Origin of the sequence: Shewanella colwelliana (genome assembly GCF_001735525.1) — a bacterium.
Taxonomy (GTDB): domain Bacteria; phylum Pseudomonadota; class Gammaproteobacteria; order Enterobacterales; family Shewanellaceae; genus Shewanella; species Shewanella colwelliana.
Map to the genome: position 1 here is coordinate 90166 of NZ_MCBT01000041.1, position 21193 is coordinate 111358.

Sequence of the window (21193 nt, forward strand, 5' to 3'; positions counted from 1 at the left end):
ATCGTTATTTGGGCTTGTTAAGTCTTTAAGTTTAGAAGTGATTCAAGAAAATGCGAGTGGAGGAAGCTATCAAAGTAAAAGGGCAGCCTTAGCTGCCCTTTATCAGGGGTTACCGATTTAGAAAATAAGGTGTGCGACACCTGCAATGACTGGCAGGGTAACCAATGTTCTGAGGATAAAGACGACAAACAACTCAAAAATGTTGACCGGGATTTTGCTACCGATTAATAGCGCGCCGACTTCACTCATGTAAATAAGCTGAGTGACAGACATGGCGGCAATAATGAAGCGTGTCATGTCAGATTCGATTGAACTGGCCAAAATCGATGGAATAAACATATCAGCAAAGCCGACCACAATCGTTTTTGAGGCTTCGGTGGCTTCAGGTACTTGCAGCAGTTCGAGTAACGGGATAAATGGCATACCGAGATAATCAAAGATAGGCGTGTATTCAGCGATGATCAGCGCAATAGTCCCTATGGCCATGACCACGGGGATCACACCAAAGACCATATCGATAACGTTTTTCAAACCATCCTTTAAGGTATGAACCACGCCATCAGCTTTTTCTGCTTTGGCGAGAGCTTGCTCTATACCCCATGAGAAGACCCCTTTGCCTTGTGGGATCACTTCGTCATCAGGGTGACGAGGAGTGTCATCAATATAGTGGTCTTTTTTCCATGATAAGGGTGGCAGTTTTGGCACAATAATGGCCGCCACGATGCCCGCTAAACAGACGGTTAGATAAAATGGTACAAAAAGGTGCTCGAGTTTAACTTGCGAAATCACCACCAAAGAGAAGGTGATTGAGACCGCTGAGAATGTGGTGCCAATAACAGCGGCTTCACGTTGGGTGTAGAAGCGAGACTCATATTGTTTGCTGGTCATCAAAATGCCCACACTGCCGTCACCTAACCATGAGGCCATACAGTCGATGGCACTGCGTCCAGGTAAGTTAAAGACTGGGCGCATGATTTTGGTTAATAGGGTGCCGAATAACTCGAGCAGACCAAAATTAAGCAGCAGCGGCAGTAGCATGCCAGCAAAAATGAACACGCAAAAAAGAACGGGTAACAGATCGTTTAGCACCAGGGCTCCGGTATCACCAGAGCGGATAGCTTCGGGGCCGATACCACTGAAGGTCAAAACGATAAATACGGCACCAACAACACGTACAATCGCCCACATGGGGCTGACGTTTAGTAAGGCATTAAAAAAATGACTATTGATAATGATGCGTGGTTTGATGAGCTTAGCAATGAGCGTAGCGATGGCGGTCGCCACAACGACGAAAGTGACAATACCTGTAATGGCATCACCTAAAAATGCTTGTAATCCCTTCGACACAATCGCGATAGGGATCGTAATCGCGTCTTGATAACTGATTGGCGTCATAAACAGTAGCAAGCCGATCAGCGACGGAATGAGAAAAGTCAGTATTGTCTTTACGTTATGGGTTTGTTTTTCTGACACAATTTTTACCCTAAATTACACTACTTGCACAGCGGCAATAAATTAATCTTAGATCCATGATTTAATACACTATGAATATCCATTCAATAGTGAGTGGGGGAGATTACCCCCTAAGCCTAGTGATGTAAAACGATTATAATGCTTGATTGGGTGAACCACAGCACAAGAATAGTTATTAGCACTTTATGACTATTTATATTGTAACCAATATTTGTTGATTTGCACCATGTACTTTTGGGTTAAATTTATTTAAAAACAATGTAATAAGATTGTTCTTCAGTTGTGGCGTCGATAGTTTGAGTGACGGATGAGTGGGTGCCTTTGTCTAGGTTTGCCATGAGCCTTTGGGGCTAGCAGTGTAGACCTCTCAAGCGCCTGTTTACTTTGTTGGATATGTCACCAATACAATGGTGGTTAACGTGTTGTGTAGACAGTGAGTTGTTGAGTGATATCTTGGTTTTAGTGATGGTCGTACAACTGCTTAATAATTTTATCGGGGTTACGACGCCAATGATTGTCCGCTATAGAAATAACTTTTATCCATTTGTTGCAAGAAATATGCGCTAGACCGCTGCATAAAAATCTGATTCCATATATGTTAGCGAGTGATCAAAAAATAATAAATAAGGGATTATGATTTCAAGACAAAAAAAACTATCGATACTGGCGTTTAGGTTCGGTCTGCTTGGACTTGTAGGGCATCTATTGGGCCTAACTTTGGCTGTGCTGGGTTTTGAAGATTTTAACGGTCATGGTTTTAGCTTATTTAATTTCTCTCTAAGCGAGCTAGGGCAATATGGTTTGTCTGATTTGGCAGTCGTATTTAATGGTGGTCTGTTCTTTGGCAGTTTAAGCTTGGTGCTGTTTTGTCTGTTTTCGTTGCAAAATGCGGATAGTACTTGGCTTTACTCTGTGTTTGCTGTGTTAGTGCTGTCGCTATTCTCTCTTGCCGTTACAGGGTTGTTTCCTGTGAATGTTTACCATTTACATACCTTAGGTATTGAGTACTTTTTTTACTTCAGTTTTGTCGCCATCGCGCTATATATCGGTTACCTACTGCAACCTCCTTTTGGCGTAAAAACGTTTTCCTGCACGGGAAGTTTGCTGCTGAGCCTATTGACGTTAGTTTGTATGGGGGCATTTATTTTATTGGCACATTTTGACATTAGTATGGTCGCCAATGGACGTTGGTTCTATCATGACTTTATTATGATAGAACCCAGACCAGAGTATTGGTGGCCTGTCATGTTGGAGTGGTTATCGCTAGGGCTATTTTTGTTGTGGGTGTGCCCGCTGGTGTTGAGTCAGCGAGCCTTTCGACGGCGCAAAACTTAAGACAGCATGTTTAGCCCAGCTTGCTGATGCCAATAGCCGTTGCATTTTAGGGCGTCAGCGTTATCCGTTACCTTGCTTATATCATTGGCAATCTCGATTGATGCCATCGCACTCGGTGACACTCTAAAGTAGTCTACTCCCAGACCTTGCATAATGGCTTGTTGATCGCGAAGGTCACACAAACTGGCCGATTGAGTTTGAATGCCATTTAATCGCAGCAGCGGTTGCGCCTCTTGGGTTTGTGCTAACAAGCCTTTTGGGTGTTGAATACAAACGGTCTGGCACTTGTCCTTGGCCAGTCCCATATGTCTTGCGCTAAAGCAGCGTGCTGAATGGGCCAGTGGCATATATCCGTGACCAAAGACTTCGACTTCGACACGCTTTGGTGTCAATGCATCAACTACTGATACTAACCATTGCTGGGAGAGCTCAAGAGGCATGACAAATCGTTGCATCCCCCAAGTAGCGAGTTTGTTCAAGGTCGCCGCATTGTAGTTGTTTATGCTAGGGCCGCAAACGAAGGGCAGCCCATGACTTCTGGCCACTTCGACGGCACCCATATCATTGGCTTCAATGATAAACTCACCATTATCAACTTGCTTTTTAAGTTCACTAAACTCTGATTGTGCTTCGATAAGTGTCAGAGTAGAGATCACCACTTGCTTGCCTGAAGCTGTTAACTCCTTAGCAATTTGCAAATAGTCACTAAACTTCACTTCGCGACGGCGACTGCATACCGTCTCACCAACATAGACTAGCGGAATATCGCTATTGGCGACCGCTTGATAAAATTCGATAACTTGTGCTTTGGGCCAACAATATAACAATGGGCCGAGGGATGTTTTCATCGTCTGTCCTTATGGGCTATTGCCACGTGCGCTCGTAGGCACCTAGGGTAGTGATTTGACCTTCAGAAACTTTAGCCAGCGCATGCTCCCAACTGTCTTGGGTGCTAAATGCACTTGGGTTATTGAGGTAAGTATCGATAGCCTGTCGCCACACTCTAGTGACCTGCTCAACATAAGCTGGGCTGCGTTGGCGTCCCTCGATTTTTAACGATACAACGTTCGCTTTAGCGAGTTCGGGTAGCAAACTGAGCGTGTTAAGGCTGGTGGGAGATTCCAATAGATAGCTAGGTTGGGGGTTCTCCTCTGTGGTGTATCGACCTTTGCAAACCACGGGATACCCCATCTGCTCATCAATATCAGATTGGTCGATTAATACCTCATTGAGACGAGTCAGGCGACGATCGCCAACCTCTTGCCAGCGTACATCTTTAGCTGGCGAGCAGGAACCTCCGGTATTGGGCGACTGACCTGTCACATAAGAGGAAAGGTGGCAACGACCTTCTGCCATAATGCAGAGGCTACCAAATGCGAACACTTCCAGGTCGACAGGGGTGACTTTGGCCAGATCTCTGACCTGCTTCATTGATAGCACGCGCGGGAGTACGGCCCGTTCAATATTAAACTCTTTCTTATACAGCGTTAGCGCGCCAAGGTTGGTGGCACTGGCTTGTACCGAGAGGTGCAGTGGCAGGTGAGGATAACGACTATGCGCGTAATCGAGCAGCGAAAGGTCGGCCATTATCAGTGCATCAACGCCAGTATTGGCGGCAAGATCTATCGCTTGATACCAGCGCTGCTCTTCACCAGGTTTAGGGAAAGTATTAATGGTCAGGAAGATTTTTTTGCCTTGCTGCTTAGTATAGTCAACCGCCTGGGCAAGCTTCTTTGGCGTAAAATTTAAGCCAGCGAATGAACGAGCATTGGTGTCATCCTTTAAGCCTAAATAGATGGCATCGGCGCCAGCGTTAAGGGCGACTTTTAAGGATGCTAGGTTACCAGCGGGACACAGTAGTTCCATTTTGAGGCGCTCTCTGAAAAATAGTGAAGTGTAAAAGGGTTTGGCAGAGAAAATCTTGATGTAAAACAGGTTTGTGATCATAAAAGCTGGTTAAAATTGCTTTCATTCTCAGTCTTGCTAATTTTGGCGGGACATTTCTTGAAAACTTGAGTTGGTTCAACTCTTTCGAACTCAATGCTTGTTAGGAGTATATTTGCGATGCAAAAGAACTTGATGGCCACCTTGGCTCAGCAGTTGTTGCAATATGGGCCGGTCGTGGCCGCTAAGCCGTTAACATTAGTGCCATTTTCGTTTAAAGCTCGGATTTTAGAAAAGCTACTTAACCAGCTCATGGCAACGCAGATTGAAGACGAGGAGCTTGAGTTTCTCAGTGAGCGTTGGGTTGAGATCAATATCACTGATATGCAGCTTAGTTTCCAAGTCAGTTTTGAAACACAGTTTATGATTCGAGAAATGGGAAGCGCTGAGGTGATCTTTAGCGGTGAAACCAAAGAGCTGTTACTGATAGCGGCAGGCAAAGAAGACCCTGATACTCTGTTTTTCCAGCGTAAACTGTCGATTGAAGGCGATACCGAGTTGGGCCTAGAGGTGAAAAACCTACTGTTGAGTATTGAGTTTGATACCATGCCGTCACTCGTCAGAGATAGCATCGAGCGCCTTGCTGCGATGGTGATGCAGCTCCAGACTAAAGCCGATACGAAGTGGGCGTAGTGTGATTTTAAGGTAAAAAAAAGCGAAGTCGATGACTTCGCTTTTTTAGTCGTTAGCTAATAGGCTTGCCAGTGATCAGGTGATATTTAACCAATAGCTCATCGTCAGATTCGACATGCTCGGGATCGGGGTCAATACAATCGATAGGGCAAACCGATACGCAAGTGGGTTTGTCGTAATGACCGACACACTCTGTGCAGAGGTCTGGGTCAATTTCATAGATCTCTTCACCCATGGTGATGGCCTGATTTGGGCATTCAGGCTCACACATATCACAGTTAATGCAACTATCGTCGATCAGTAATGCCATGGTGTCAGGCCCAATTATGCTGGAGTATGCGGATTACGGGTATTCTGACCTTCGGTCAAATTACGCATCAATATTGCTTTGTCGATGTCGACCTCTTTAGGTACGGGCAAGAAGACAAAGTGTCCTGATCCTAGACCAGCTTCAACACTTTCACCCTTGCGGTTTTCTAAATAATCGATAGTTAGATTGATATTACCTTGTGGCGTCATCAATTCAACACTGTCGCCAACAGAGAACTTGTTCTTTACATCGATTTCAGCCATGCCTTGTGCGTTACGCTTACCTGTCAGCTCGCCAACAAACTGTTGGGTGTCACTGATAGAATAACCATAGTCATAGTTTTGGTATTCGTCATGGACATGACGACGCAAGAACCCTTCAGTGTACCCTCGGTGTGCAAGCCCTTCCAGTTGGTACATCAGTGCTGGGTTAAACTCACGTCCAGCAGCGGCATCTTCAATAGCTTGACGATAAAGCTGTGCTGTACGCGCGACATAATAGAAAGACTTGGTACGACCTTCGATTTTAAGTGAGTCGATGCCTATTTTGGTCAAACGCTCTACATGTTGAATCGCGCGTAGATCTTTAGAGTTCATGATATAAGTACCATGTTCATCTTCAAACGCTGGCATATATTCGCCAGGACGACCCGCTTCTTGCAGTAAAACAATGTCACTGCTTGGCTCACCAGCCCCTAGTGTTGGGTTGTGTACTTGAACATCAGGGTTAACCGCGACAATGTCACCGGTTTCTGTTTGCATTGCTTCATGGGTATCGTACTTCCAACGGCAGGCATTGGTACAAGTCCCTTGGTTAGGATCGCGCTTATTAATATAGCCAGAAAGTAGGCAACGACCCGAGTAGGCCATGCATAGTGCACCGTGGACAAACACCTCTAGTTCGATATCGGGGCAACGCTGACGGATCTCTTCTATCTCATCGAGCGAAAGTTCACGCGACAGAATGACACGCTTAATACCTTGTTGTTGCCAAAATTTCACCGAGGCCCAGTTGATCGCGTTTGCTTGCACTGAGAGATGCACGACTTGATCTGGAAATGCTTCACGTACCATCATAATCAGGCCTGGATCGGACATGATCAGCGCATCAGGCTGCATCGCCACTACAGGTTCCATATCTTTGATGTAAGTTTTGAGCTTAGTATTGTGCGGGGCAATGTTACTCACCACATACAACTTTTTACCTAAACTATGTGCTTCTTGAATCCCGGTAGCCAGGTTTTCCATTTTGAAGTCATTGTTACGCACACGCAGGCTATATCTCGGCTGGCCAGCATAGACAGCGTCGGCGCCATAAGCAAAGGCATAACGCATATTTTTTAAGGTCCCAGCAGGAGACAGTAGCTCAGGTTTAAACATAGTTTCTCTCAATTTACAGGTATCGAACTAACTCGGGGCGGGCATTTTACTCAATGCCAGCCTTGATATGCAAATCTGAAAGTGTTTATTTTGTGGTCAATCGCAAGGTGGTACTACAATACAGCTTTAAGCCGCACAATTTTAAGACAATTAGTATCCTATAATCTGAAACTTAGCTAATATTAAACAAAATCTTAACTGGATGTGTGATTTTCCCATCACGTGTATCAAGAGTCCTGATATACTCAGCTCAATTAAGCTATGGGTGAACGGTTTTTTAAGGAGTAATAATGTCTAACGAGCATCAACTACTGGTTGGGTTATTAAAAAAGTTAAAGGCAGATGCATTAGTATTGCCTACTTTACCTGAGGTAGCAATGCGCGTCCAAGAGGTTGTTTCTCGACCAGATTCAAGCCCAAAGCAGGTCGCTGAAATTATTGGTCAAGACGCTGCGATTTCAGCGCGGATGATAAAAGTTGCCAACAGTGCCATGTACAGTCGCGGTATAAAAGCTGAGAACATTAACAGTGCCGTGACACGCATCGGACTGACTCAGATTAAAGCCATCGCGACGTCGGTGGCGATGGAACAACTGTTTATCTCGACCAATGAGATGGTATGGGAGGTCATGGATGAAGTGTGGCGTTCGTCGATTGAGGTTACCTCTGCTGCCTGTGCCTTGTTACTCAAATATTCTAAAACCCATAAGGGCTGCGGTTTAAATTATGACACCTTAACTTTGGCTAGCTTAGTGCACAACATTGGTGCGCTGCCGGTACTGACTGAGGCTGAAGCACATCCACATCTATTCTCTAGTATTGACCAACTCCGTGCATTAGTGCGAAAAATGCAGGGACCTCTTGGACGAGCGGTGTTAAAAAGTTGGGATTTCTCTCCAGAGGTGATGGAGGTGGTAGAGCGCTGGGCTGATCTGCCTTATCTACCTGAACGAGTGACCTATTTGGACTTTGTTCGTTCGGCTGCGTTTTACACTGGTGAGTTGCGCTCTGGGCATGATTTAGAAGAACGCTTAGATATATTTGTTAAGCGTGGTTTACCTGTTTCACCAGAGTACTTAGGGTCTGACGAGTTTCTTGATAACTATCATTCAATTAAATTAAGTTATGAATAATTGCCGTCGGTAGTCACCTTGACAAAAACTGTCGAGATTTACATTAATATAAAGGCTTAGCGTGAGCGCTATAGAGTACTATTGGGTTATTGCGTACCTCATCATTGTTGGTATAGCTGGTATCATCTATTGGTACTGGCATAGAAAAGCTGACGCTAAGTTTTTAATGGCCTTGTATAACCAGCTGAGTAAGCAACACAGAAATCGACAACCTTTACAGCTGCCCAACGTACCTCTTCGTTATATTCCGCTGTATGTTCAATTACAACAACTGCTTAATCACCTTCCACCACCATCGGGTAGAGATAAGTTAACCGGGTTGATAAATCGGGTCGGTCTCAAAGCCAAATTGACACGTTTAATGCCAGTGACCCGAGGGATGTTTGTGATGTTTGACCTGTACCGCTTCCGGTACGTAAATGACCTGTTGGGCTTTGATTTTGGCGACAAGTTATTAGTCGCCATGGCGCAGCGGTTACAAGGTCATGTTGGCGACAAAGAGATCTTAGCGCGCATGAATGAAGATGAGTTTCTTATCTATTTCAAGCAGTCGCTAAATGAAACGCAGCTCATGGCATTGCAACAACAATTACAACAACCGATTCAGATAAATAACACCTCGATTAAGTTGCAGGTGCAGCTAGGCTACATGGATCTTGCGAAGCACCACAGTGATGTTAGCCAGATGCTCAGACGCCTAGATTTAGCGCTTATTCGGGCTAAAAGTAGCGCAAATTTAATCGCTAGTTATGTTGAAGGCGATGATAAGAGCCAGCATCGTCAGTTGACCATTATTAGCTGTTTCCCACGCGCGATAGCGCAGCAAGAGCTCTATCTTGTTTATCAGCCTAAATACAATGTTGTGGGTGGCGGTTGTACCCATGTCGAGGCACTCATTCGCTGGAATAGCGCCGAGCTTGGCCCTATCTCACCTGGGGAGTTTATACCGTTACTCGAATGTGCGGGGATGATCAGCATTTTAAGCCATTGGGTTATCGAGCAGGTATGCCTACAGCAAAAGCATTGGCGAGACAGCGGAATAGTAATGCAAGTCGCAGTTAATTTAGCCATTGATGATCTCAGTAATTCACGGCTGTGCGAGCATCTTTTATCTAACCTGATAAGTTGCGGTTTATCTCCAGAAGTGTTGGCTATTGAAGTAACTGAAAGCCAATTGATGACAGACATGAGCCGAACAACTGAGATCTTAAGCGACTTAAAACGTGCGGGTATAAACGTTGCCATTGATGATTTTGGCACTGGACATTCGTCATTAGCATATTTAAAACAGCTACCGATTGATGAGGTTAAGATTGATCGGGCGTTTTTAGATAATATTGAAACCGATGCGCGTGGGCAGCAGCTCTTAAATAGTGCGGTGGGGTTAGCAAAAGGGCTGGGGTTCACGGTTACGGTTGAGGGCGTTGAAACCACGCCAGTATTTAAGTTACTTAATACTATGAACGTGGATAAAATTCAGGGCGACCTGTTTGCTAAACCTATGACCGCCGCTGAATTAGAGATGAACTGGCGTAAACTTAATCAAAAAATATCGTTATAGCTTAATCTGGGATGTGAAATTCTGACTTAGCTTGCTGATTAACGAGGGTGACATGGGAGCAAGTTGACGTGCCTTGTTCATGCAAACCATCTCTATCTGTGCCGTGACCGCAGGTTTTTTCCCATCAGGGCGCCATATCTCCTGCAGCCATACTGTGCGGTATTTGCTTTCAAAATAGAAACGCGTGCGCACATCAATAATATCGGCAAACTCCACTCCATCATGACATAGCATGTCACTGCGATAGACTGCGAACCCCAATCCCTGTTCTTGCCATAGATTGGCCAAAATGTCGGCGCCAATAACATGCTCACGCGCGCGTTCGAAGTACTTTAAGAAATTAGGATGATAAACGACGCCTGAAAAGTCAGTATCCTCATAGTAAATCTGAACGGGAAAGCTGTACTGTGGGCTAAGCGTATGTTCGGATGATGCCATCATGAAAAGCGGAGGTCCAATTTAGCGAGATAAGGGGCTAGCTTACCATATCGCATTATTCGAAAAGAAGCGCCTTATGAGTCGTGAGCGAGCCATCACTGTTTAGTCGCTTGTTATGGATGCCAATATTCTGTTGTAACTGCCATCTTTTTTGAGTTCTCTCAATCCCTGATCAAGCATCGCAGCATAATGGATTGCTTGTGGGTTCTCTTTGGAGAAAGCGACATAGAGTATGCCTGTATGGTTATGTACGCTCTTGCCTATTACCTGCTCAACGCCCATCTGATTGAGGTACTGCTTTGCAACTTGATCGTACATGATCACCATATCGATTCGACTTAACAGGAGTAGGTTGATAAGTTGATGATGGTTGGCAACTTGGATCAATTTTAGCTGTGTTAATTGTGCGAGTTCATCGCCATATTCATAGCCTTCAATAACACCGACTCTAGTGCCGGGAGGGATGGCCCATTTATCTGCGATCATTATGGGGTGAGCGTTGTTGTGATAAAAAGAGGCTTGGGTTGAAAACAGCGGCTCTTCACCAAAGATAAATTGATTTTCTGTCCCTTGCTCTTTATGAAGATTAAAAACACCGTCTACCAGCCCTTTTTTGGCCATCACTAAGCCTCTAGCGTAGGAGACTACGGTACTTTCTACATCTATATTGACTCGAGAAAATGCGCCGTTAATCAGTTGGTGTGATAAGCCTTTACCATCATGGTCGGCAAAAGGGGCCCAGTTGTCTTCGGCGGCTAAGTGAATCGTATTATTACGATTGTCAGCATTGAGGTGAAGTGAGGTTAACAGTAATAAAAAAGCTGTAATCACTTTAACTAAGTGAGAGGGTAGCATCTGATTCCTTGAAACAACAGCGTCCGTTAGCCGTTAATGATAAACGGTTTTTAATATAGATCAATCGGGTACAATGCAGCATTTTCTTTCGTGAATAAAGTACCGCCTTAATTTTGTGTGAACTCTGCAGTTTTTTATTGTGAGGGTAGGCATTAATCGGAGTATTTATTCCAGCATTTGACGGCGCAGCCATCAAGAAAATGCCGTAGAATAAGTTGTGTAGCTGGTATGAAACGCTAGAAAGATGCCGATGTATTTTACTCAAAATCAGTCACTTCTATATGATTAGGCAGTGATTTAATGTTTTACTCTGCTACACTGAGGTGGTGTTATCAGTATGGCTATTAAATGTTAAATAATTTATGAATCAAGATACGTTTTTTGCCCTTTTCCAAAATGCGGCGTTATTGCTCATTATGATATTCATATACGATGCGGTGCCTCGTCAGCAACGCAGCGAATATTTTTTATTGTGGCGAGTGATAATGGGGGTTGTTATTGGTGTGATCACCCTGATCACCATGTTGACCTCATGGCAGTATCAACCAGGTATTTTTTTCGACGCTCGGTCAGTTATTCTGGGGATAAGCGGCCTATTTTTTGGTGGGTTACCTACGTTTATTGCCGTGACCATCGCGGTGGTTTATCGCCTCATTGAAGGTGGTGCAGCGATGTGGGCGGGTATTGCAATTATCATCGTCTCTGGTGCTTTCGGCAGCCTATGGCGTTATTATCGTAAAAACTTAATTGCAGATTTGACCTTCAAAGAACTTTATGGTTTTGGCTTTCTATTACACCTCATTTCGTTAGGCTTATTTGCGTTACTCCCCTTAGACATTTTTATCACCCTGTTAGAGCATGCAGCGTTACCAATTCTTGCTATTTTCCCTATATTGACAGCGTTACTTGGTTTGCTGCTTTCGCGGCGTTTTGAGATTGAGCGAGATGCCAAGATTCAGCTGCAAGATGATTTCATTTTCCGTTCTCAATTTGACATTGGCAACATGGGGATCGCCATCACATCGGTTGACCAGCATTGGGTTAAAGTCAATCCAAGATTATGCAAAATGTTGAAATACAGCGAAGCAGAGCTGTTAACCATGACGTGGGGACAACTGACCTATTATGAAGATTTAGAAGCTGATGTTAATCAGTTTGAGCGGATGTTAGCCGGTGAGATTGATGAGTATGAAATGGATAAGCGTTTTGTGGCAAAAGATGGTGAGATTGTCTATACCCATCTTACCGTAGCGTGTCGACGGGTTAACCATAATGTAGAGATGGTGATTGCTGGGCTTATCGATATTACCTCCCATAAGGAGGCCGAAATTGCCATGAGTACCAGCCAAGAGCGATTGGCTCTGGTGCTAGAAAGTAGTGACTTAGGTTTTTGGGATTGGAACATTAAAACCAATGAAACTAAACGCAATGAGTGGTGCGCTAAGTTATTAGGGTGTGAATTGGAAGCGCTTAATCGTGATGGGCGGATGTGGACTGATGCCATCCATCCCCAAGATAGAATTGATGTATTAAAGTCGATGGATCGCCACCTCAAAGGCGAAACCGACCAACATGCGATTGAGTATCGAGTGTCCAGCTTATCTGGACAAGAGCATTGGGTATTCGATACTGGCAGAGTGGTTAGCCGCGATTCATTTGGTGAGCCGCTGCGAATGTGTGGGGTGCATACTGACATTACTCAGCGTAAACAGGTACAAGATTCACTAGAACTGGCGGCATCTGTGTACAACAACTCCAGTGAAGCGATGAGTGTGCAAGATCATAAAGGGAATATTATCACCATCAATGCCGCTTTCACTGCCATCACGGGTTACCAAAAAGATGAAGTGGTCAATCAACATATTGGCATTTTGCAGTGCGATCGTACTAGTCGTTCGCAGTACGATGATATGAACGCTGCCATTGATGAAAAGGGATACTGGCAAGGGGAGTTATGGCTTAAAAGCAAGGCTGGTGGTGAGTACATGGTATGGCTGACCATTAATACGATTTATGACAAACATGGTGACGTATTTCGCCGCGTTGCACTGTTTTCTGATATTACAGAAAAGAAACAGGCTGAACACATCATTTGGAAACAAGCAAACTATGATCCGCTAACAGGGTTGCCGAATCGACGTATGTTGTTGGAATATTTAGGCACGGAGATGCTCAAAATAGATCGTAGCGAAAGCCACTTTGCGCTGATGTTTCTTGATCTGGATTTTTTCAAAGAGGTTAACGATACCTTAGGTCATGACATGGGTGATCTCTTGCTGCAAGAGACGGCTAAACGATTGAAAGGGTGTATTCGTGAGTCCGATGTTGTGGCAAGGCTAGGGGGCGATGAATTTACCGTTGTATTATTAAATGTAGACTCTCCGCGCGGTGTTGAGCGAGTTGCTCAGAGTATTTTAGACCGTTTATCAGAGCCCTATAGTTTGGGGGATGAAACCGCTTATATTAGCGCCAGTATTGGGATCACTATGTATCCCGATGATGCAACGAGTATTGATGGGCTGCTTAAGCATGCGGATCAGGCGATGTACGCCGCTAAAGAGCAGGGGCGTAATCGTTTCCACTACTTCACGCCGTCCATGCAAGAATATGCAAGATATCGTATGGAGTTAATTAAAGACCTGCGCAATGCGATTAACCGAAAAGAGTTTGAGATTTACTTTCAGCCGATTGTCGATATGAGTAACGGCGAGGTTTATAAAGTGGAAGCATTGATTCGTTGGCATCATCCTGAGCGAGGTATGGTTTCACCTGCTGAGTTTATACCGGTTGCGGAAGAAACTGGCCTGATTAATGAGATTGGCAACTGGGTATTTGAAAAGGCAGCGCAACAGAGCGCGCGTTGGCGCAGTCAATTTGGCGTCGAAATCCAAATAAGCATCAATAAGTCGCCGATTCAGTTTAGGGATGAAGGCGTCACCTTTGCTGACTGGTTGTCATTATTACGCCATTTGGATCTCTCAAGTAACGCTATTTGTGTTGAAATTACCGAGGGGCTATTACTGGATGCGTCGATGGGGGTGACTGACAAGTTGCTGGCTTATCGCGATGCAGGCATTCAAGTTTCGTTAGATGACTTCGGTACGGGTTATTCATCCTTAGCTTACCTGAAGAAGTTCGATATCGATTACCTCAAAATTGACCAATCTTTTACCCGTAATTTAGAAGATGATAGTGATGGGGTGGCGTTATGCGAAGCGATTATTGTCATGGCGCACAAACTCGGGATCAAGGTGATCGCAGAGGGCGTTGAGACCGAACATCAAAAGGAAATATTAGCAGCCGCTGGATGCGATTATGGACAAGGTTATCTCTACTCTAAGCCTGTATGTCTCGCTGAATTTGAGCAAGCTTATTTATTGGGAAGAAAGAGCTTAGTGGCGCAAAGCGAGTAAGGCACAATAAATTTGTGCCTTGGTGACGGTTTTATGGCCTATGTCGATATCCTTCCCTCGGGGTTTTTGTTAGACTCCGCGCTCACTTTTTGAACCCCTTAGTTATTAACCCACGAGTGCACTATGACCTTCGATTCGCTTAGCCTTCATCCTCAGTTGTTAACTGCGGCCCAACATTGTGGGTATACGCAGCTGACTCAAGTGCAATCAAAAGTGATTCCAGTGGCTATTGAGGGGCGTGACATTATGGTGTGCGCTGAAACGGGTACTGGGAAAACTGCTGCTTATACCTTTCCTATGTTACATCGACTCATGAACACGTCACGCAATATGGGACAACTTAATGTGTTAGTGCTCACACCCACTAGAGAGCTTGCAATACAGGTAGGGGAGAGCATTAGTCGCTATAGTCGCGAGACTGGGCTATCGAGTGTTGCGGTTTATGGCGGAGCAAATATAAACCCACAACGTAAGGCAATAAATCAAGGTGTGGACATTCTTGTGGCCACTCCTGGGAGACTGTTTGATCTGATTGGCCAGCATGGACTTGAGCTTGCCGATGTCAATCAATTGATTGTCGATGAAGCTGATAGGATGCTAGATCTTGGCTTTGTAAAAGATATCGAAAGAGTGAAAACTTTAGTTGCTGCGCACCATTCTACACAGCTATTTTCTGCCACATTTAGTTCTGGTATTAAAGCCCTAGCGACCAAGATGTTGCAGACTCCTGAGTGGATCAATGTGGCACAAAGCACTACTGCCGATCTGGTTAGGCAAGAGGTCTATAGTGTTGATAAGCGTCGTAAGGCAGAGCTGTTAGCTGAGTTGATTGGGCGTAATAATTGGCAGCAAGTGTTGGTTTTTGTGAGCACCAAAGAGAGCGCTGAAGCTCTGCACAAAGAGCTTAAACTTGATGGCATTAACAATGCGGTATTCCATGGCGATAAAACTCAGGGCGCCCGCAATCGTGCATTAGAGCAGTTTAAAGCTGGTGAATTGCGGGTAATGGTCGCTACAGATGTCGCAGCTCGCGGGTTAGATATCGCGGCATTACCTTTGGTGGTTAACTTAGAATTGCCTTTTGCCGCAGAAGATTATGTTCATCGTATTGGTCGCACAGGGCGTGCGGGTAACACAGGTCATGCCATCTCTTTTGTGGCGTTAAATGATGAGAAAATGCTCAAAGAGATTGAAGGGTTAATTGGCGAAGTGTTGCCACGTCATATTGAGCCTGGTTATGAATTAGGTGCGCCATTGCCTGCGAGATACCGAGAGTTACAGGTTGACTCATCCGCTAAGCCTAAGGTGCAGTATAAACGTAAAAAATCATCAGGTAAGAAGCCGACCAATAGTTATGCTAGTCGTCGTGCGAATAAATCTTCACGTTAACTGACAACAAAACTCCTATTGATAAAAAAGCCCCGCGGTAATTTGCGGGGCTTTTTTTGGCCTTAAGTTAGTCGAGTTTAATGTCGACCCAGACTAAACGGTGATCAGAAGAGACGCTCTTACCTTGCTCGCCCGCTTCATTTTCAAAAAGATAACGCTGTGGGCTATCTTTTTCTTCCCAATATACGCCGCTATCGACGACATCAAGGTTGTTTGATGGCAGTACATAGTCTAAGCGCAGTGGATAGAGTTGTGTCCAGTCACCTGGATTCCCAACGTAAGGTTTATCGGTTTGATATTCGGCCGCACCTTTACTCTGCGGAATATAGTTGCCAACAGCGACTTCCTGAGACACTCGGCTATGGTTTAATAGTTGACGAATAGCATATTGGTAAGAGTCACCATCGACAGGGTCGGCATTAAAATCTCCGGCAATGATAAAGGAGGCATCGATGCCTAAGCCGCCCTTAGTGCCTTTGTCATCAATGAGATAGTAGGCTTGGGTAACATCATCACTGATGTAATCTGAGAACAAGCGGATCTCATCGTGGTTACGTTTACCATTTCTATCTTCTGGGCCATCAAATACTGGCGGTGTTGGATGCATACCTAAAAGGTGGACAGTATGCTCACCAATCTTCACGGGGACATCAATATGGTTTTTAGACGAGAGCCTGAAATCTGATAACGCCTCTTCACTGTAATAGCTGTCGCCAGACTCTGTCGTCGGCAACGCCGCATTTGGCATATCTTTCCAGAGGAATTTTTGGAAGCTACGGATATTGTCGGTGTCTAAAGGATATTTAGACATCACTACAAAGGCATATTGGCCATGATAAAAGCCGAAACCGTAAGCATCGTTAGGCAGGGCAATGATGCCGTTGCCATCGAGATCTTTTGATGCCAATAAGCCTGTATTTGTCGGCGCAAGATAGTAATAGGGGTAGTCAATTGGCTCAGCGCCATTTTGAGATTGGCCTAAGAATTTGCTATTAAAGTCTTTAACACCTTGATCGTTTAAACCGACGCCGTCGTGATCGAATTCAGTTAAAAATACCACGTCAGGACGTGTGCGTTGTAGCACTTCGGCAATGTGCTTTATCTGCTGGCTTTCGCCTGCGGCTAACTCTTCATATATCTTGCCCGCTTCGGTGCGATCAAATGAGATGTTATAGGTTGCAAAGCGCACAGTTTCGCTTTGAGTATTGTTATCGTCCGATGAATTACAGCCAGCAAGCAGTGCGACTGACACGGCAATCGCCGCAGCGGTTTTTAGTAGTTTCATATTTTGACCCATCAATTATTAGTATGTTGTTGACGCCTATCTTGACGCCAATGCAGAGTGTAAATAGAGTGCTACAGGATAACTATGAAGTAGCGCTTGTTTTTATCTGGTTGGTTACTTGTTGTGCACTTTTTGCCGTTTTTCAGATAAATTTACCTATGTTAACAGTATGTTGCCATTCTGGGGCTTAGCTGTCGTTTCAATATAATCGGCTTTATGTTGGGTTGATGGTGCGCAAAGCGCAACTGTCGCCAATCATTTAGTTGCTTTCATTTTTTTGCGGCCTACACTGTCGTGCTTCTACTTTAATCTACTTGGCTACCTCTGGAGTATTTAATGATACTAAAACCTATACCAACTACTATCATTACTGGTTTTCTTGGGGTTGGTAAAACAACGTTTATTAAGTACTTACTCGAGCATAAACCTGAAAATGAAGTGTGGGCGGTATTGGTTAATGAGTTTGGCGAAATCGGTATTGATGCCAGCTTGATGGATAATCAAGAGAGTGGTGTGCAAATCAAAGAGGTGGCGGGTGGATGTTTGTGTTGCGCCGCTGGCGTACCCACTCAGGTGGCCGTCACCCAGTTGATTGCTAAAGCGAAACCAGATCGGCTACTCATTGAGCCAACTGGACTTGGTCACCCTAAAGCCATTGTTGAGGTGTTACGCCAACCCCATTTTGAGCAAGTTATTGCACTACAATCGACACTTTGTTTGGTGGATGCTCGCAAGAGTAATGATGAGCGTTATCGAGACCATGAGACCTTTAATCAGCAAATTGAGATTGCCGATTTGATCATCGCCAGTAAAAGCGACTTAGCCAATGACGATCAGCGTGAGCAGTTGGCGCAATTTTTACGAGAGAAAACGTTAACGACGCCTGTATGGCCGGTGACCTTGCTGGCTGGGGCCGACTCCTTTATTGATACCCGTGAGCTCTATGACGAGTTAACTGCGCAATTTCTAAATGTGAAGACAATGGCTGGACGATTAGCGTCTAAGCCACGAACAGCATCCAGTCGACTGGCAATGCCGCAAGAGATGATGGGTAACGCCTCCATTTTTGAAGCACGGAGTGAACCTGTGACAATGGGGGCTAATGGGATCTATCACAGCGGTAATCAACACGACAACGTCTATAGCTGTGGCTGGATATTTGATTGCAGTTATGAATTTGATTTTGAATTGGTTTTTCATTGGGTCAAGTCCCAATCTTATTTGCGTCTTAAAGCTGTGTTGATTTGTGATGAGGGGATAGCTGGGATTAACTGTGTTGATGGTGAATTGAGTGTGGCAGAGCTTGAGGACAGTATGGACTCTCGCCTTGAAATCATTGCTGCCACACCTATCGAAATTGAAGCGATAGAATCACAGCTACTAGCGCTATCTAAACGTTTAAGTATTTGATATCTTCGCGGCATTAAACTTTCACCTATTAAATATATTAGCTTCTATGCACCTTGCTGAAAATGATCAATCGCTGGCTACAGACCCTATCCCCAAGTTAGTTTGGCGTTATACCATTCCGACGATTTTATCTATGTTAGTGACTGGGATATACGTTGCGATTGATGGCATGTTTGTTGGGCATTATTTAGGTGAGGTTGGCTTAGCTGGCATGATGCTCGCTTACCCTATAGGTGCCGTTTTGTATGCTGTCGGTGCACTGCTAGGGATGGGCGGCGCGTCGTTAGTGTCCATTAATTTGGGGCGTAATGACGTAGAACGAGCCCGAAAAATATTGGGTAATACGTTTACCTTATGCATTGTAGCTGGTCTCTTTTTTGCCACGGTAGGTACTCTGTTAGCCGACGATATACTGGTGTTACTTGGTGCTGAGGGAGAGGTGTTAAGTAGCGCAACAGACTACCTTTTCTGGTATTTTGCCTTGGGGTTTTTCCCTATCATCTCTATCGCTTTTACCGCTCTGCTGCGTAATGATGGTCGCCCAGGTTTTGTAACCTATGTATTGATTTTGGGTGGTTGTCTCAATGCGGTGCTCGACTGGTTACTGATTGTGGTCTTTCCCTATGGCTTAGTGGGGGCATCAATCGCCACGATGATCTCGCAAGCAGTGACGGGATTACTCTGCTTACAGCACTTTTTCAGTGATAAGACTCGTCTGCGTATCAATGTTGAGCAGATGAAGTTAACTTGGGATCACTGCCTTAATATTGTAAAAGTTGGTTTTCCTAGCTTCCTGATGAACCTCTATTTATCCATTGTCTTAACATTGCATAACATGGCATTTCTATGGGTTGGTGGACCGATACATGTGGCGGCTTATGGCGTGGTTAGTTATACCGAGGCATTGTTTTACTTAGTTTTTGAGGGGATTGCCTTTGGTACCCAACCCATCTTCAGTTTTAATGCTGGTGCAAATAGATTTGATAGAGTGTTTAAGACCTTTAAGATTGCCGTCATTATGACCTTAGTGACCGCAGCGATTGGGCTGTTGTTTATCTATATCGTGCCTGAATATTTGGTCTATATTTTTGCGGGTGATAATGCGCAATTGACCCCAGTGGCTATCGAGGGGATGAGGCTCTATTTTTGGGGGCTACCTATGGAAGGGCTGCTGTTAATTGGCGCCGCTTTTTTTCAGGCAATTAATTGTCCTCGGGAAGCGTCGATATTAACGGGCTCTAAACTGCTTCTTATCGCCGTGGTGATCTACCTATTTGCTTGGCTATTTGGGGTCACTGGCGTATGGATTTCGCTGGCTTGTTGCAGCTTATTGTTAGCCCTTTGGATGCTGGTAACCTTGAACAAGCTTGCCAAGCGTTTAAGTTAGCCGCTAATGCTGTTAGGATAGTCCACATTAGCCATTATTATATGGTAACAAAGCCATTTCCACCTGATGACTGTTATGGAATCAATCGCTAAATAAAGGGTAGCGGTCATAAACCTATGATCACAAATAAGGATATTTGTATGATTGGAAAAAATTCATATATCAGTGCAGTGATACTGTGCGGCCTTCTGACACTCTCTCCACCGATTACCGCTTCGCCCTTCAGTGAAGCCTATAGCGCTTATCAAGCTGCTATTGAGCAGCAAGACAGTGCAGCAGCGGTAAAATATGCAGAGCAAGCATACCTATTGGGTAAAAGTTATTTTGAAGCCAATAGTATCGATGTCGCTCATTTAGAACTTAATTGGGCGACCGCGTTGCAAGATAATAATGAAAATACACTTGCGTATGACCACTTTAACTCGGTCATTGCTACGTATCGGCAGCGGTTTGGCAAAGATGCAATAGAGCTGATTGATCCATTAATCGGTGCGGCAGACACTGTCGAGCTGTCTAAAGAAACGAAGCAGTTATTTGAACAAGCGATTGATATTGCAGAGGATGCAAACAAGCCTTTATTGCTTGCTGAGGTGCAGATGCTGGCTTTTAATAAGCTGGCATCGACGGCCTATTACACGCGTGATGTGCGAGATTACGCCATTGACGCGCTGGAGATATATCAAACCGAACTACCTGAAGATGCCGTGGCGCGTTTAAAAGCGACCTTTTATGTTGGCATGGTCAAGGCGGCAGAAAGTAAAACCAGTTTGGCAATTGAATATCTTGAGGAGGTCGTGAAGCAATTTGCGGTGCTTGATTACAGTCACCCCTATAAATTGGCTGCTCATGCGCGTTTAATCGAACTTTATGAAAAGAAAGGCGATAGCGACAGCTCGACTCAGCACTGTATTGCAATAGGCAGTATGAAACCGTGGTCAGAGACACAGAATCAGGCCCCGCTGTTTAGGTTAGCACCGCGCTACCCCATCTCTTATGCACGTGATGGTAAAGAGGGCTGGACGCAGATGAGCTTTACGGTGGATGAACAAGGGTTTGTGAAAGATCCTGTTGTGATTGCTTCTGAAGGCGGTAAGTTATTTACCAAAGAGTCTTTAAAGGCGATCAAACGCTGGCGTTATGCTCCTAAGTTTGTTGATGGTCAGCCGGTAGCCGCTGAAGCGACCGTACAACTGGAGTACAGCCTTAGTCCTTAATTGATTGAAAATAATTGCTTAATTAGAATCGTTG

Annotated in this window: 17 protein-coding genes; 9 read left to right on the forward strand and 8 right to left on the reverse strand. The window is 44.7% G+C overall.

Going from position 1 to position 21193, the window contains the following annotated elements; genetic code table 11:
* Positions 1-117: 117 nt before the first annotated feature.
* Entirely contained in the window at positions 118-1395 is a 1278-nt protein-coding gene (locus BEL05_RS12765; protein WP_414628797.1) for a YjiH family protein, read from the reverse strand.
* A gap of 711 nt (positions 1396-2106) precedes the next feature.
* Here BEL05_RS12765 and BEL05_RS12770 point away from each other — a divergent pair.
* Positions 2107-2808: a hypothetical protein gene (locus BEL05_RS12770; RefSeq protein ID WP_069671381.1), complete on the forward strand. Its 702-nt coding sequence runs from the start codon at positions 2107-2109 to the stop codon at positions 2806-2808.
* On the opposite strand, the gene BEL05_RS12775 is transcribed toward BEL05_RS12770, so the two are convergent.
* A complete protein-coding gene (locus BEL05_RS12775; RefSeq protein ID WP_069671382.1) occupies positions 2805-3656 on the reverse strand; it encodes a U32 family peptidase in 852 nt (283 codons plus the stop codon). The genes BEL05_RS12770 and BEL05_RS12775 overlap by 4 nt on opposite strands.
* Before the next feature lie 16 nt (positions 3657-3672).
* Positions 3673-4674 carry a ubiquinone anaerobic biosynthesis protein UbiU gene (gene ubiU / locus BEL05_RS12780; RefSeq protein WP_028763287.1) on the reverse strand — a complete coding sequence of 334 codons (1002 nt, stop codon included), beginning with the start codon at positions 4672-4674 and terminating at the stop codon, positions 3673-3675.
* Positions 4675-4872: 198 nt separating this feature from the next.
* Here ubiU and ubiT point away from each other — a divergent pair, with 198 nt between their 5' ends.
* Complete coding sequence (gene ubiT, locus BEL05_RS12785; RefSeq protein ID WP_028763288.1) at positions 4873-5385, forward strand: ubiquinone anaerobic biosynthesis accessory factor UbiT; 513 nt, start codon at positions 4873-4875, stop codon at positions 5383-5385.
* 52 nt (positions 5386-5437) lie between these two features.
* Here ubiT and BEL05_RS12790 read toward each other — a convergent pair whose 3' ends face one another.
* Entirely contained in the window at positions 5438-5695 is a 258-nt protein-coding gene (locus BEL05_RS12790) for a YfhL family 4Fe-4S dicluster ferredoxin (RefSeq protein WP_028763289.1), read from the reverse strand.
* A 14-nt stretch (positions 5696-5709) separates the two neighbouring features.
* Entirely contained in the window at positions 5710-7074 is a 1365-nt protein-coding gene (gene trhP, locus BEL05_RS12795; RefSeq protein WP_069671383.1) for a prephenate-dependent tRNA uridine(34) hydroxylase TrhP, read from the reverse strand.
* A gap of 290 nt (positions 7075-7364) precedes the next feature.
* On the opposite strand from trhP, the gene BEL05_RS12800 reads away from it, so the two are divergent.
* Together BEL05_RS12800 and BEL05_RS12805 are read left to right on the forward strand one after the other, a co-directional pair.
* Positions 7365-8207 carry an HDOD domain-containing protein gene (locus BEL05_RS12800; protein WP_028763291.1) on the forward strand — a complete coding sequence of 281 codons (843 nt, stop codon included), beginning with the start codon at positions 7365-7367 and terminating at the stop codon, positions 8205-8207.
* A 61-nt stretch (positions 8208-8268) separates the two neighbouring features.
* Positions 8269-9768, forward strand: a complete 1500-nt coding sequence (locus BEL05_RS12805) for a putative bifunctional diguanylate cyclase/phosphodiesterase (RefSeq protein ID WP_083250352.1) — start codon at positions 8269-8271, stop codon at positions 9766-9768.
* Here BEL05_RS12805 and BEL05_RS12810 read toward each other — a convergent pair.
* Together BEL05_RS12810 and BEL05_RS12815 are read right to left on the reverse strand one after the other, a co-directional pair.
* Positions 9763-10209: a thioesterase family protein gene (locus BEL05_RS12810; RefSeq protein WP_069671384.1), complete on the reverse strand. Its 447-nt coding sequence runs from the start codon at positions 10207-10209 to the stop codon at positions 9763-9765. The genes BEL05_RS12805 and BEL05_RS12810 overlap by 6 nt on opposite strands.
* Before the next feature lie 99 nt (positions 10210-10308).
* Positions 10309-11061, reverse strand: a complete 753-nt coding sequence (locus tag BEL05_RS12815) for a substrate-binding periplasmic protein (RefSeq protein ID WP_069671385.1) — start codon at positions 11059-11061, stop codon at positions 10309-10311.
* Positions 11062-11423: 362 nt separating this feature from the next.
* Between BEL05_RS12815 and BEL05_RS12820 the strand changes: the two genes are divergently transcribed.
* Positions 11424-14474: an EAL domain-containing protein gene (locus BEL05_RS12820; RefSeq protein ID WP_069671386.1), complete on the forward strand. Its 3051-nt coding sequence runs from the start codon at positions 11424-11426 to the stop codon at positions 14472-14474.
* Positions 14475-14597: 123 nt separating this feature from the next.
* Entirely contained in the window at positions 14598-15863 is a 1266-nt protein-coding gene (locus BEL05_RS12825; protein WP_069671387.1) for a DEAD/DEAH box helicase, read from the forward strand.
* Between the two features lie 67 nt (positions 15864-15930).
* Here BEL05_RS12825 and BEL05_RS12830 read toward each other — a convergent pair whose 3' ends face one another.
* Entirely contained in the window at positions 15931-17148 is a 1218-nt protein-coding gene (locus tag BEL05_RS12830) for an endonuclease/exonuclease/phosphatase family protein (protein ID WP_028763296.1), read from the reverse strand.
* Positions 17149-17484: 336 nt separating this feature from the next.
* Between BEL05_RS12830 and BEL05_RS12835 the strand changes: the two genes are divergently transcribed.
* The 3 genes from BEL05_RS12835 to BEL05_RS12845 all read left to right on the forward strand — a co-directional run bounded on the left by BEL05_RS12835 (position 17485) and on the right by BEL05_RS12845 (position 21159).
* Complete coding sequence (locus tag BEL05_RS12835; RefSeq protein WP_028763297.1) at positions 17485-18558, forward strand: CobW family GTP-binding protein; 1074 nt, start codon at positions 17485-17487, stop codon at positions 18556-18558.
* A 46-nt stretch (positions 18559-18604) separates the two neighbouring features.
* On the forward strand, positions 18605-19945 hold the full coding sequence (locus tag BEL05_RS12840) for an MATE family efflux transporter (RefSeq protein ID WP_069671388.1): 1341 nt from the start codon (positions 18605-18607) through the stop codon (positions 19943-19945).
* Positions 19946-20085: 140 nt separating this feature from the next.
* Positions 20086-21159 (forward strand): TonB family protein, encoded by a 1074-nt coding sequence (locus BEL05_RS12845; RefSeq protein ID WP_028763299.1) that lies wholly within the window; start codon positions 20086-20088, stop codon positions 21157-21159.
* The last annotated feature ends 34 nt before the right edge of the window (positions 21160-21193 follow it).